Below are 12,905 nucleotides of genomic sequence, written 5' to 3' on the forward strand. Positions count from 1 at the left end.
GCGCCGCCTGACCATTTCAGCTCAGTGCGGCTTTGACCAGGCCGCTGGCTTTGGCCATGTCGAGTTGCATCGCGTGGCGGGCCTTCAGTTCGGCCATCACGCGGCCCATGTCCTTCATGCCGGTGGCCCCCAGTTCGGCCTTGATCGCCTCGATCGCGGCCCTGGTTTCGACCTCGCCCAATTGTGCGGGCAGGAAGCGCTCGATGACCGCGACTTCGCGTGCCTCTGCCTCGGCGAGTTCGGGGCGGCCGCCCTTCTCGTACATCTCGATCGATTCGCGGCGCTGCTTGACCATTTTTTGCAGCACTTCGGTGACGAGCAGATCGTCATCACCGACCGGGGCCTGCGTGCGCGCCTCGATGTCGCGGTTCTTGATCGCGGATTGCACGAGGCGCAGCGTCCCCGTTACTGCCTTGTCGCCGCCTTTCATGGCGGTGACCAGCGCAGCCTTGATGTCGTCGCGAATCATGTTCCGGTCCTCGAAGGGGTTAAAGTGCTCGATTAGCGGCATCGTCTGCTTTTTAACAGATTGACGCGGGAGCCCCCCGAGCTTAGCGGGTGAGCCTTAGCGACATCGTAAAACCTCGTAATCGGAGTGCCCGCCACCATGGCCGACGCCAAGCCAAGCCCTGTGCCCACCGGAGCAACGGGGGTGTTGGTTCTGGCCGATGGCACCGTGATCTGGGGGCGCGGCTTCGGCGCCGAAGGCCAGGCCGTCGGCGAGGTGTGCTACAATACCGCGATGACCGGCTATCAGGAGGTGATGACCGATCCCTCTTATGCCGGGCAGATCGTCACCTTCACCTTCCCGCATATCGGCAACGTCGGCACCAATGCCGAGGATATCGAGGCGGACAGCCCGCACGCGCTGGGCATGATCGTCCGCGAGGACGTGACCGGCCCGTCCAACTTCCGCAGCGTCCAACCGCTCGACAGCTGGATGAAGGCGCACGGGCAGATCGGGCTTTCGGGGATCGATACCCGCGCGCTGACGCGGCGGATGCGCACCATCGGCGCGCCCAACGGCGTGATCGCGCATGCCGCCGACGGGCGGTTCGACCTCGACGCGTTGCGCGCGATGGCGAGCAACTGGCCGGGGCTTGAGGGGATGGACCTCGCCAAGAGTGTGTCGACCGCGACGGATTACGATTGGGACGGCGGCGTCTGGCGGCTGGGCTTCGGTTACGAGGCGGCAGCCGACGGTGCCGGGGGGGCTGCCCGCCCGCACGTGGTTGCGGTCGATTACGGCAGCAAGCGCAATATCTTCCGCAATCTCGTCAAGGCCGGCGCCAAGGTGACCGTGGTGCCCGCGACGGCGAGCTTCGAGGCGATCATGGCGCTCAAGCCCGACGGCATCTTCCTGTCGAACGGCCCCGGTGATCCCGCCGCGACCGCCGAGTATGCGGTGCCGGTGATCCGCAAGCTGCTCGATGCCGATCTGCCGCTGTTCGGGATCTGCCTGGGCCACCAATTGCTGGGGCTGACGGTGGGCGCGCGGACGATCAAGATGTTCCAGGGCCATCGCGGCGCCAACCATCCAGTCAAGCGCTTGTCGGACGGCGTGGTCGAGATCACGAGCATGAACCACGGCTTCGCGGTCGCCCGCGACAGCCTGCCCGCGACCGCGCGCGAAACGCATGTGTCGCTGTTCGACGGCAGCAACGCGGGGCTCGAACTCACCGACCGCAAAGCGTTCAGCGTGCAATATCACCCCGAGGCCAGCCCGGGGCCGCAGGACAGCCTCTATCTGTTCGAGCGGTTCGTTGGGATGCTGCGTTGACCGGTTCCGATGCGCTTCATCTGCGCCCTTTATGCGATCCCGCAGTTGACTGATTACGAGAAACACTGATGCCCAAACGTACCGACATTTCGTCCATTCTCGTCATCGGCGCGGGGCCGATCATCATCGGGCAGGCGTGCGAGTTCGATTATTCGGGCACGCAGGCGATCAAGGCGTTGAAGGAGGAGGGCTATCGCGTCATCCTCGTCAATTCCAACCCGGCGACGATCATGACCGATCCCGATCTGGCCGACGCGACCTATGTCGAGCCGATCACGCCCGAGGTGGTCGCCAAGATCATCGCCAAGGAGCGCCCCGACGCGATCCTGCCGACGATGGGCGGGCAGACCGCGCTCAACACCGCGCTCGCGCTGTTCGAGGACGGCACGCTGGCGCAATACGGCGTCCAGATGATCGGCGCCGATGCCGAGGCGATCGACAAGGCCGAGGACCGGCTGAAGTTCCGCGAGGCGATGAGCAGGATCGGGCTCGAAAGCGCGCGCTCGGCGATCGCGCATACGGTCGAGGAGGCGCTGGCCGCGCTCGAGCATACCGGGCTGCCCGCGATCATCCGGCCGTCGTTCACGCTGGGCGGTACAGGGGGCGGCGTCGCCTATAACCGGTCCGAGTTCGAGGAGATCGTGAAAAGCGGGCTCGACGCCTCGCCGACGACCGAGGTGCTGATCGAGGAATCGCTGCTCGGCTGGAAGGAATATGAGATGGAGGTGGTCCGCGACCGCGCGGACAATTGCATCATCATCTGCTCGATCGAGAATATCGACCCGATGGGCGTGCATACCGGCGATTCGATCACCGTCGCCCCGGCGCTGACGCTGACCGACAAGGAATATCAGGTCATGCGCAACGCGAGCATCGCGTGCCTGCGCGAGATCGGCGTCGAGACCGGCGGTTCCAACGTCCAGTTCGCGGTCAATCCGGCGGACGGGCGGCTGGTCGTGATCGAGATGAACCCGCGCGTGTCGCGGTCGTCGGCGCTGGCATCGAAGGCGACCGGGTTCCCGATCGCCAAGGTCGCGGCCAAGCTGGCGGTGGGCTATACGCTCGACGAGATCGAGAACGACATCACCGGGGTGACCCCGGCCTCGTTCGAGCCGACGATCGATTATGTCGTCACCAAGATCCCGCGCTTCGCGTTCGAGAAGTTCAAGGGCGCAGAACCGCTGCTGTCGACCGCGATGAAATCGGTCGGCGAGGTGATGGCAATCGGGCGCAACATCCACGAATCGTTGCAGAAGGCGCTGCGCGGGCTGGAGACCGGCCTGTCGGGCTTCAACCAGGTCGATGCGCTGGTCGGTGCGCCGCGCGAGCAGATCGAGGCGGCGCTGGGCCGGCCGACGCCCGATCGGTTGCTGGTCGCTGCGCAGGCATTGCGCGAAGGCTTCACCGTCGCCGAGATCCACGCGATCGCCAAATACGATCCGTGGTTCCTCGATCGGATCGCCGAGATCGTTGCTGCCGAGGACGCGGTGGGCCGCCACGGCCTGCCGCAGGATGCGGAGGGCATGCGGCGCCTGAAATCGATGGGGTTCAGCGACAAAAGGCTCGCCTATCTCGCGCTCAAATCAGCCAATCTGGTGGGCAACGAACGCGGTATCGCGCGCGGTAGCGGGCTGATCCACGACGCCGTCAAGGCGATGACCGGCGGCGTCACCGAGGCCGAAGTGCGCGCGCTGCGCCATCGGCTCGGCGTGCGCCCCGTGTTCAAGCGGATCGATACCTGCGCGGCCGAATTCGAGGCCAAGACGCCCTATATGTATTCGACCTACGAGGCGCCGAGCTTCGGGGTGCCCGAGAATGAGGCGCTGCCGTCCGACCGCAAGAAGATCGTCATCCTGGGGGGCGGGCCGAACCGGATCGGGCAGGGGATCGAGTTCGATTATTGCTGCTGCCACGCGTGCTTCGCGCTCGAGGATGCGGGCTATGAGACGATCATGGTCAATTGCAACCCGGAGACGGTGAGCACCGATTATGACACGTCCGACCGGCTCTATTTCGAGCCGCTGACCGCCGAGGACGTGCTCGAGATCCTTCATGTCGAGCAATCGAGCGGCGAACTGGTCGGCGTGATCGTCCAGTTCGGCGGGCAGACCCCGCTCAACCTCGCGCGCGCGCTGGAGCAGGCCGGGATTCCGATCCTCGGCACCTCGCCCGAGGCGATCGATCTGGCCGAGGACCGCGAGCATTTCGCGGCGCTGGTCAACAAGCTCGGGCTCAAGCAGCCCGCCAATGGCATCGCGCGCAGCCGCGACGAGGCGATCGCGGTCGCCGAGCGGATCGGCTATCCGGTGCTGATGCGCCCGAGCTATGTGCTCGGCGGGCGGGCGATGGAGATCGTCGACGGCCGCGCGCAGCTCGAGGAATATATCCAGACAGCGGTGCAAGTGTCTGGCGACGCACCGGTTCTGATCGATCAATATCTGCGCGACGCGATCGAGGTCGATGTCGACGCGCTTGCCGACGGCACCGATGTCGTGGTTGCCGGCGTGCTCCAGCATATCGAGGAAGCCGGCGTCCATTCGGGTGACAGCGCGTGCTCGATCCCGCCGTACAGCCTGTCCGATGCGATCATCGCGGAGATCGAGCGCCAGACGCACGCGCTGGCCCGCGCGCTCTCGGTCAAAGGGCTGATGAACATCCAGTTCGCGGTCAAGGCCGGCGAGGTCTATCTGATCGAAGTCAATCCGCGCGCCAGCCGCACGGTGCCGTTCGTCGCCAAGGCGATCGGGGTGCCGATCGCCAAGATCGCGGCGCGGGTGATGGCGGGCGAAAAGCTGGCCGACCTGCCGTCGATCGACTGGCGGATCAATCATGTCGCGGTGAAGGAAGCGGTATTCCCCTGGGGCCGCTTTGCCGGGGTCGATCCGGTCTTGTCACCCGAAATGAAATCCACCGGCGAAGTGATGGGGATCGATCGCGATTTCACCGCCGCGTTCGGCAAGTCGCAGCTTGGCGCAGGCATGGTGCTGCCCGAGACGGGGACGTTGTTCGTCAGCGTCAAGGACAGCGACAAGCCGCAGATCGTGCCCGCAGTGAAGATGCTCGCCGATCATGGTTTCAAGATCGTCGCGACCGGGGGCACCGCCGATTATCTGATCGAGCGCGGGGTGACGGTCGAACGCGTCAACAAGGTGGCGCAAGGCCGGCCGCACATCGTCGACCGGATCAAGGATGGCGGCATCGCGATGATCTTCAACACCACCGAGGGGTGGCAGAGCCTGAAGGATTCGCAGCCGATCCGCGTGGCGGGCGTCGCGCAGAAGATTCCGTATTTCACCACCGCGGCAGCAAGCGTCGAAGCGGCCAAGGCAATCGTCACACTGGCGACGCGAAACCTTGAAGTGCGCCCGCTGCAATCCTATTATTTGCGGTCGCACAGCTGAACTCCCCCAAAAGTGCCAAGAGACGTGCGGGCGAACCCGACAGTTCGCTTGGATCGGGGATATTTGGACGAGGGACGAAGTTTATGGCTACGGTCGAAAAGATGCCGATGCTCGCAGAAGGGCACGCGAAGCTCGTCGCCGACCTGCGGCGGCTGAAGGACGAACGCCCCCAGATCGTCGATGCGATCGAGGAAGCGCGCGCGCATGGCGATCTTTCGGAGAATGCCGAATATCATGCCGCCAAGGAGCGTCAGGGCCAGGTCGAGGCAGCGATCGCCGATATCGAGGATCGGCTGGCGCGCGCGCAGATCATCGACCCCAAGGAGCTTTCGGGCGACCGCATCGTGTTCGGTGCGACCGTGACGCTGCTCGATGAGGCCGACAAGCCGGTGACCTATCAGATCGTCGGCCAGACCGAGGCCGATGCCAAGACCGGGCGCATCTCGTACAATTCGCCGCTCGGCCGGGCGCTGATCGGGCGCGAGGTCGATGACGAGATCGAGGTGACGGTGCCCGCGGGCGACAAATATTACCTCGTCTCCAAGGTCGAATTCATCTGAACCTCGGGCGCTTCTTCGCCGAGACGCCCGCGACCGCGGCGATCACCGCCGCGACCATCCTCTGCTCGCTGCTGATCAGCTTTGCGCAGATGGAGGGCCCCGCGGCGTTGATCGGCGGGTTCATCCCGCTGCTCGTCTCGGGCGTCGAGGTCGCGCCCGGCGGCTTCACCCCGCTTCCCGCCTGGATCACGCCGCTGACCGCGACGCTGATCCATGGCGGCTATGCGCATCTGCTGCTCAACATGGTGATGTTCGTCTATTGCGGGCGGATGGTCGAGCGCGGGCTGGGGACCAAGGGGCTGATCATCCTCTATGGCGTCGGCGCCTATGTGTCGGCGGGCGGGCAGTGGCTTCAGGCACCGCACGCGCTGGTGCCGATGGTGGGCGCGAGCGGCGCGATCTCGGCGGTCATCGCGGCCTATGCGCTGCTGTTCAGCGAGCAGAAAGTGCGCGCCATCGGCCCGATCCCGGCCGGCGCGGTGCGCGTCGTCTGGCTTGCCGCGGCGTGGATCGGGGTGCAGTTGCTGATCGGGCTGGCGGGGCTGGGCGGGGGGCCGCAGATCGCGATCGCCGCGCATATCGCGGGCTTCCTTGCCGGGCTGGCGCTTACCCGGCCGCTGCTGTTGTGGCGGTACCGCGGGGCCTGAGCGCCCAAGACAAGTGCGCCGTGGTGTGGTGCGTACTGATCGCTGGCGGCGTCTGTGGCGATCCCCTCCACCACGCGCTTCGCGCGCGGTCCCCCTCCCCGTGCCGGGGAGGAGCTAGCCTGATCAGGTCTTGGGTAATTCGAGTTCGAGCAGGCGGTGGAGGTGGGTGACCACGAACTTCATCTCGGCATCGTCGACCGTGCGCTGCGCCGCTGCGCGCCACGCTTTTTCGGCGGCGGCATAATCGGGATAGATGCCGACGATCTCGATCGTCGACACGTCGAAATCGAGCGTTCGCGGATCGGTCACGCGGCCGCCGAAGACGAGGTGGAGCTTGCTCATCGTAAAATCCTCGGGGACAGAATGTTGCGCGCGCTCTAGCGGTGCCCGCGCCTGAATTGAACCAGCGCGTTACTTCTTGGCTTTTTGCTTTGCGGCCTCGGCGGCGGCCGAACCGACATTGCTCACCGCTTTGACGACGCCCTCGATCAGCCGGTTGGCCTCGCGCCCGGCGGTATCCTTGTTGAGTCCGAGCGAATCGAGTTCCTGCTTGCCTGTGTCGCGCGCGGCTTTGGCCGCGGCGATGGCGGCGGCATTGAGGCGCTTGCCGGTTTTGCCCAGCATTTCGCGCTCGCGTAAGGTAGCGGGGATGAGCGAGCCCAACAGCGCGCCGATCGCCGCCCCGCCGGCGAGCACCGCCATCGGGAAATCGCCGATGTCGTCGCCGGCCTTGCGCGCGACCTCACGTGCCTTGTCGCGGGTTTTGGTCAACGCCTCGCCGGCGGCGTCGCGGGCCTGCTCATAGGTCCGTTCGAGCGTGTCGCGGGTGGTTTTGGTATCGGTCGGCTCGGTCATGATGTCATCCTTATCGGCGCGGGGGGCGCGCCCTTCCTACACTCAAACTCGTTCGGTGGATTCGGGTTTCCTGCGGCGCCGCCGGGCGATCGGTGCCGCGAGCGCGAGCCCGAGGACGAGCAACGCGCCGCTGACCGCTTTGGCCGGGTGGCGGCGGGTAACCGCCGCGCCCTGGCGTGCCACCGCGATCGCGGTCGCGCGGAGCTCGTTCTGCGCTGTTGCGGCGAGCGCCGACGGGTGCAGCCGGGCCTTGATCTCGTCGACCGTGGCCGACAGCCGGTCGCGGGCCGCATCGGCGCGGGCCTCGGCGCGCATCAATCTGGCTCGGGTCAGGCTGGGCATCAGTCGTCGTCATCCCTTGAAATCGCGCGCCTGAGCAGCGTCAGCGCCACGCGCGCCATGATGCCGGCGACGATCAGGCCGCCGAGCGTCACGATCACCGTGGCCCAACCGAAGCCCACCCGTGCGGCGAGGACGAACAGCAATCCGACCATCAGCGCGATGACCGCCGCCTGTGCGAGCAACAGGCTGCTCGCGGCGATGATCACCGCATAACGCGATTCGACCGCGCGGCGCAGCACCTGCGCCCGCCGCCGCTCGACCTCCGCGCGCAGGAAATTGCGCGCGTCGACGATCAGCCGGCGGAACAGCGTGCGCAGCGATTCGTCGCCGGGCGGTGTCTCGGTGGTTGCCGGTTCGTGCGCCTCGCCCCCCTCAACCATATTCAGGCGTCGTCGGCCGTGTCGGTATCGAACCCGGATTTGACGAGCCGCGCGAGCACGAAGCCGACCGCCGCGGCAGTGCCGATCGCGATTGCAGGGCTCTTGCGCACGAAATTGCGAGCCTCGTCGAGCAATTGGTCGATGTCCTTCGAATCGAGCGACTGCGAGAAGCTTGAGAGCGATTGCGCGGCCGAACGGGCGTAATCGCCATATTGCGCGCCCAGTTTTTCATCGACCGAGCCCGCGGCATTGGTCATCAGCTTCGAGAATTCCTCGAGCGCGCCCGATGCCTTGGCCTTGCCCTGCGCGGCATAATCGCGGGCCTTCTCGCCGGCCTGCCCGGAAAGTTTGCCCGCATTGTCCTTGAATGTCCTGGCGGCGCTGTCTTTCACCTTGGCGGCCTCCTTCTTCACCGTCTTGGCGGCGGCTTTCGTCTTGGTCTTCGGGGTCTTGTCTGCAGCCGCCGTGTCCGGTGTGCTGGTATCGTTCTTGGCCATGTGCAAAGCCCTTTCCTGTGTCCAACGACAACAACCCGGCCGCTGGAGCGTTCCATGCTGCATCGCCGAATTGCCGTGCGCGGCCCGAGCGGGTAGAGCGCCGCCGCCGACCGATATACTCGCGCCCGATTTAGGAGGATCATTTCGTGACCGCAATCATCGACATCCATGCTCGTCAGATCCTCGATAGCCGCGGCAATCCGACGGTCGAGGTCGACATCCTCCTCGAAGACGGCAGTTTCGGCCGTGCCGCGGTGCCTTCGGGCGCCTCGACGGGCGCGCATGAGGCGGTCGAGAAGCGGGACGGCGACACCAGCCGCTGGCTGGGCAAGGGCGTGCAAGCCGCGGTCGATGCGGTCAATGCCGATATCGCCGAGGCGGTGCTGGGGATGGACGCCGAGGATCAGGCCGATCTCGACCATGCGATGATCGATCTCGACGGCACCGAGAACAAGGGGCGGCTCGGCGCCAACGCGATCCTCGGGGTCAGCCTGGCCGCGGCGAAGGCGGCGGCCGACGCGCGCGGGCTGCCGCTCTATCGCTATGTCGGCGGGGTTGCGGCGCATCTGCTGCCGGTGCCGATGATGAACATCATCAACGGCGGCGAACATGCCGACAACGGAATCGACTTCCAGGAATTCATGATCGTGCCGGTGGGCGCCGATTCGATCGCCGAGGCGGTACGCTGCGGCGCGGAGATTTTCCACACGCTGAAGAAGGGCCTCGCCGACAAGGGGCTGGCGACCGCGGTGGGCGACGAGGGCGGCTTCGCGCCCAACCTTGCGAGCACCACCGACGCGCTCGACTTCATCATGACCTCGATCGAGAAGGCCGGGTACAAGGCGGGCGACGACGTGATGCTCGCGCTCGATTGCGCCGCGACCGAATTCTACAAGAACGGCAAATATGTGATCGCGGGCGAGGGCAAGACGCTCGGCTCGGACGAGATGGCCACCTATCTCGCCGATCTGGTCGATCGCTATCCGATCTTTTCGATCGAGGACGGCATGGGCGAGGACGATTGGGATGGCTGGAAGGCGCTGACCGATCTGGTCGGCGATCGCTGCCAGCTGGTCGGCGACGATCTGTTCGTGACCAACCCCAAGCGGCTGGCGCAGGGGATCGAACGCGGCATCGCCAATTCGCTGCTGGTCAAGGTCAACCAGATCGGCACGCTGACCGAGACGCTCGAGGCGGTGTCGATGGCGCAGCGCGCCGCCTATACCGCGGTGATGTCGCACCGCTCGGGCGAAACCGAGGATGCGACGATCGCCGACCTCGCGGTTGCCACCAATTGCGGGCAGATCAAGACCGGCAGCCTCGCGCGTTCCGATCGGCTTGCGAAATACAACCAACTGATCCGCATCGAGGAGGAACTGGGCGATGCGGCGCGCTACGCGGGGCGTTCGGTCTTGCGTCGGGGGTGAGCTGATATTCAGCTTGATCCGCGAGTCGCGATAGATCAGAATCGTCCGCATGAAGAAACGCTCGACCTTCGCTGTGCTGCTCCGTCGGACCTGGTTGCCGGCGCTGGCGCTCGTCGTGATGGCGTTCTTCGGCGGCTATGCGGTGCTCGGCCCCAATGGGGTGCTCGCGTATGGCGAATATAAGCACCAGCTTGCGGCCAAGAAGGTGACGTATGAGGCGCTCGATCATCAACGCGCCGAATTGCGCAACCGTGTCGACCTGCTCGATGCGCGCCACGCCAACCCCGACCTGGTGGACGAACTGGCGCGCAAGAAGCTCAACGTCGTGCACCCCGATGAAATCATCGTTCCGCTGAATTGAGGTCGGCGGCTTCCTCTCCCCACGGGGAGCGTGCCGAGGGCGGATCGATTTGTTGCGCAACGACGTTTTTATCTAACAACAGCCGATCGGCTGGCGAGGCGTCCGGGTGATTGCACCCGGCGCCGTAACCGGCCTATAGGCACCCCCATCTCCCCTACGGAAACGAGGTCGACTACCCGTGGCCAAAGCCCCCGCGCGCCAGCGCAAAGCAGAACCGCTCAAGTCCAATCGCGAACGCCCCAACGAGCCGAAACGGTTCGAGGCGTCGAAGGAGCAGCTACTCGAATTCTACAAGGACATGCTGTTGATCCGCCGCTTCGAAGAAAAAGCGGGTCAGCTCTATGGTCTCGGCCTGATCGGCGGCTTTTGCCACCTGTATATCGGGCAGGAGGCGGTTGCCGTGGGGCTGCAATCGGCGCTTTCCGAAAAGGATTCGGTGATTACCGGCTATCGCGACCACGGCCATATGCTGCTGTGCCGGATTCCGCCCAAGGACGTGATGGCCGAACTGACCGGCCGCGCCGCCGGGATTTCCAAGGGCAAGGGCGGGTCGATGCACATGTTCAGCGTCGATCACAAATTCTATGGCGGGCACGGCATCGTCGGCGCGCAGGTGCCGCTTGGCGCAGGGCTGGCGTTCGCGCACAAATATAATGACGATGGCGGCGTGTGCCTTGCCTATTTCGGCGACGGCGCGGCCAACCAGGGCCAGGTCTATGAGGCCTTCAACATGGCCGAGCTGTGGAAGCTGCCGGTGGTGTTCGTCATCGAGAACAACCAATATGCGATGGGCACCAGCGTCAATCGCAGCAGCGCCGAGGACCAGCTCTATCGGCGCGGCGAAAGCTTCCGCATTCCGGGGATCCAGGTCGACGGGATGGACGTGCTCGCGGCGCGCGGCGCCGCCGAGGAAGCGCTCGCCTGGGTGCGTGCGGGCAAGGGGCCGATCATCCTCGAGATGAAGACCTATCGCTATCGCGGGCACTCGATGTCCGATCCGGCAAAGTATCGCAGCCGCGACGAAGTGCAGGCAGTGCGCGACAAATCCGATCCGATCGAACACGCCAAGCGCGAGCTTGAGGCGATCGGCGTGACCGAGGACGAGATCAAGTCGATCGAACAGGAGATCCGCAAAATCGTGAACGAGGCCGCCGATTTCGCCGAACAGGCGCCCGAGCCCGAGGCGTCCGAACTGTATACCGACGTGCTGGTGGGGACCTACTGAGATGGCGATCGAGATCAAGATGCCCGCGCTGTCGCCGACGATGGAAGAGGGCTCGCTGGCCAAATGGCTCGTCAAGGAAGGCGACAGCGTCAAATCCGGCGACATCATGGCCGAGATCGAAACCGACAAGGCGACGATGGAATTCGAGGCGGTCGACGAAGGCGTGATCGCGAAGATCCTGGTGCCCGAGGGGACCGACGGCGTGAAGGTCGGCGCGGTGATCGCGATGCTTGCGGAGGACGGTGAGGATGCGACCGCGGTGCCGGCACCTGCCGCGACCGCTGTCGCCGCTGCTGCGCCCGCCGTCGCGGCACCGGCCGCGCCCGCAAGCCCGACCCCGCACAAGGTGGAGACCGGCGCGCGCAAGATGTACGACGCCGCCAGCCACGATGCCGAGGTCGACAGCCCCGAGATTCCGGCGGGCACCGAGATGGTCAAGATGACGCTTCGCGAAGCGCTGCGCGACGCGATGGCCGAGGAAATGCGCGCCGACCCGCGCGTGTTCGTGATGGGCGAGGAAGTCGCGCAATATCAGGGCGCGTACAAAGTGACGCAGGGCCTGCTCGAAGAGTTTGGCGACAAGCGCGTCGTCGATACGCCGATCACCGAATACGGCTTTGCCGGGCTGGGCACCGGCGCGGCGATGGGCGGCCTCAGGCCGATCGTCGAGTTCATGACCTTCAACTTCGCGATGCAGGCGATCGACCACGTCATCAACTCGGCGGGCAAGACCAATTACATGTCGGGCGGCCAGATGCGCTGCCCGATGGTGTTCCGCGGGCCCAACGGCGCGGCGAGCCGCGTCGCCGCGCAGCATTCGCAGAATTTCGGGCCGTGGTACGCCAGCGTTCCCGGCCTGGTCGTGATCGCGCCCTACGACGCGCAGGACAGCAAGGGCCTGCTCAAGGCCGCGATCCGCAGCGAAGACCCGGTCGTGTTCCTTGAGAACGAACTGCTCTATGGCCGCACGTTCGAAGTGCCCAAGATCGACGATTTCGTGCTGCCGATCGGCAAGGCGCGGATCATGCGGGCAGGCAAGGACGTGACGCTGGTCAGCTATTCGATCGGCGTCGGCATCGCGCTCGAGGCGGCCGACAAGCTGGCGGGCGAGGGGATCGACGCCGAAGTGGTCGATCTGCGCACGCTGCGCCCGCTCGACAAACAGACGGTGCTCAAGAGCCTCGCCAAGACCAATCGCGTCGTGGTGGTCGAGGAAGGCTGGCCGACCTGCTCGATCGCGTCCGAAATCTCGGCGATCTGCATGGAAGACGGTTTCGACGACCTCGATGCGCCGGTGCTGCGCGTGACCAACGAGGACGTACCGATGCCTTATGCTGCCAACCTCGAAAAGCTGATGCTGGTCGATAGCGACAAGGTCGTGCAGGCGGTGCGGAAGGTCTGCTACAAGGGGTGATGCCGCGCTGACCGTC

14 protein-coding genes are annotated in these 12,905 nt (G+C 65.4%); 8 read left to right on the plus strand and 6 right to left on the minus strand.

The genetic code is table 11. From position 1 onward, the window contains the following. Window positions 1-16: 16 nt before the first annotated feature. The gene (locus NFE57_RS03300) at window positions 17-469 is read right to left on the minus strand and encodes a GatB/YqeY domain-containing protein (RefSeq protein WP_252134135.1); all 453 of its coding nucleotides are present in this window, start codon (window positions 467-469) and stop codon (window positions 17-19) included. A 138-nt stretch (window positions 470-607) separates the two neighbouring features. On the opposite strand from NFE57_RS03300, the gene carA reads away from it, so the two are divergent. The 4 genes from carA to NFE57_RS03320 all read left to right on the plus strand — a co-directional run bounded on the left by carA (window position 608) and on the right by NFE57_RS03320 (window position 6,388). Beyond that, window positions 608-1,780: a glutamine-hydrolyzing carbamoyl-phosphate synthase small subunit gene (gene carA, locus NFE57_RS03305; RefSeq protein ID WP_252134136.1), complete on the plus strand. Its 1,173-nt coding sequence runs from the start codon at window positions 608-610 to the stop codon at window positions 1,778-1,780. A 68-nt stretch (window positions 1,781-1,848) separates the two neighbouring features. Further along, the gene (gene carB / locus NFE57_RS03310) at window positions 1,849-5,181 is read left to right on the plus strand and encodes a carbamoyl-phosphate synthase large subunit (protein ID WP_252134137.1); all 3,333 of its coding nucleotides are present in this window, start codon (window positions 1,849-1,851) and stop codon (window positions 5,179-5,181) included. A gap of 83 nt (window positions 5,182-5,264) precedes the next feature. Then, window positions 5,265-5,741, plus strand: a complete 477-nt coding sequence (gene greA, locus NFE57_RS03315) for a transcription elongation factor GreA (RefSeq protein WP_252134138.1) — start codon at window positions 5,265-5,267, stop codon at window positions 5,739-5,741. Further along, on the plus strand, window positions 5,738-6,388 hold the full coding sequence (locus NFE57_RS03320) for a rhomboid family intramembrane serine protease (RefSeq protein WP_502802699.1): 651 nt from the start codon (window positions 5,738-5,740) through the stop codon (window positions 6,386-6,388). Before greA ends, NFE57_RS03320 begins: the two co-directional genes overlap by 4 nt. A gap of 123 nt (window positions 6,389-6,511) precedes the next feature. On the opposite strand, the gene NFE57_RS03325 is transcribed toward NFE57_RS03320, so the two are convergent. The 5 genes from NFE57_RS03325 to NFE57_RS03345 form a co-directional block, all read right to left on the minus strand. After that, window positions 6,512-6,730: a DUF4170 domain-containing protein gene (locus NFE57_RS03325; protein WP_252134140.1), complete on the minus strand. Its 219-nt coding sequence runs from the start codon at window positions 6,728-6,730 to the stop codon at window positions 6,512-6,514. Window positions 6,731-6,799: 69 nt separating this feature from the next. Continuing rightward, window positions 6,800-7,243 (minus strand): hypothetical protein, encoded by a 444-nt coding sequence (locus NFE57_RS03330; protein WP_252134141.1) that lies wholly within the window; start codon window positions 7,241-7,243, stop codon window positions 6,800-6,802. Window positions 7,244-7,285: 42 nt separating this feature from the next. Beyond that, window positions 7,286-7,585, minus strand: coding sequence for a DUF3618 domain-containing protein (locus NFE57_RS03335; RefSeq protein WP_252134142.1), 300 nt, complete (start codon window positions 7,583-7,585; stop codon window positions 7,286-7,288). Then, the gene (locus NFE57_RS03340; RefSeq protein WP_252134143.1) at window positions 7,585-7,965 is read right to left on the minus strand and encodes a phage holin family protein; all 381 of its coding nucleotides are present in this window, start codon (window positions 7,963-7,965) and stop codon (window positions 7,585-7,587) included. The genes NFE57_RS03335 and NFE57_RS03340 overlap by 1 nt, the downstream gene beginning before the upstream one ends. Window positions 7,966-7,967: 2 nt before the next feature. After that, window positions 7,968-8,462 carry a hypothetical protein gene (locus tag NFE57_RS03345; protein ID WP_252134144.1) on the minus strand — a complete coding sequence of 165 codons (495 nt, stop codon included), beginning with the start codon at window positions 8,460-8,462 and terminating at the stop codon, window positions 7,968-7,970. 146 nt (window positions 8,463-8,608) lie between these two features. On the opposite strand from NFE57_RS03345, the gene eno reads away from it, so the two are divergent. From eno to NFE57_RS03365, 4 genes are all read left to right on the plus strand, one after another. Beyond that, entirely contained in the window at window positions 8,609-9,889 is a 1,281-nt protein-coding gene (gene eno / locus NFE57_RS03350; RefSeq protein WP_252134145.1) for a phosphopyruvate hydratase, read from the plus strand. 49 nt (window positions 9,890-9,938) lie between these two features. Further along, the gene (locus NFE57_RS03355; RefSeq protein WP_252134146.1) at window positions 9,939-10,250 is read left to right on the plus strand and encodes an FtsB family cell division protein; all 312 of its coding nucleotides are present in this window, start codon (window positions 9,939-9,941) and stop codon (window positions 10,248-10,250) included. A gap of 178 nt (window positions 10,251-10,428) precedes the next feature. Then, window positions 10,429-11,475 carry a pyruvate dehydrogenase (acetyl-transferring) E1 component subunit alpha gene (pdhA, locus tag NFE57_RS03360; RefSeq protein WP_252134147.1) on the plus strand — a complete coding sequence of 349 codons (1,047 nt, stop codon included), beginning with the start codon at window positions 10,429-10,431 and terminating at the stop codon, window positions 11,473-11,475. 1 nt (window position 11,476) lies between these two features. Next, window positions 11,477-12,889 carry a pyruvate dehydrogenase complex E1 component subunit beta gene (locus NFE57_RS03365; RefSeq protein WP_252134148.1) on the plus strand — a complete coding sequence of 471 codons (1,413 nt, stop codon included), beginning with the start codon at window positions 11,477-11,479 and terminating at the stop codon, window positions 12,887-12,889. The last annotated feature ends 16 nt before the right edge of the window (window positions 12,890-12,905 follow it).

Source organism: Hephaestia sp. MAHUQ-44, from assembly GCF_023806085.1.
Taxonomy (GTDB): Bacteria; Pseudomonadota; Alphaproteobacteria; order Sphingomonadales; family Sphingomonadaceae; genus Sphingomonas.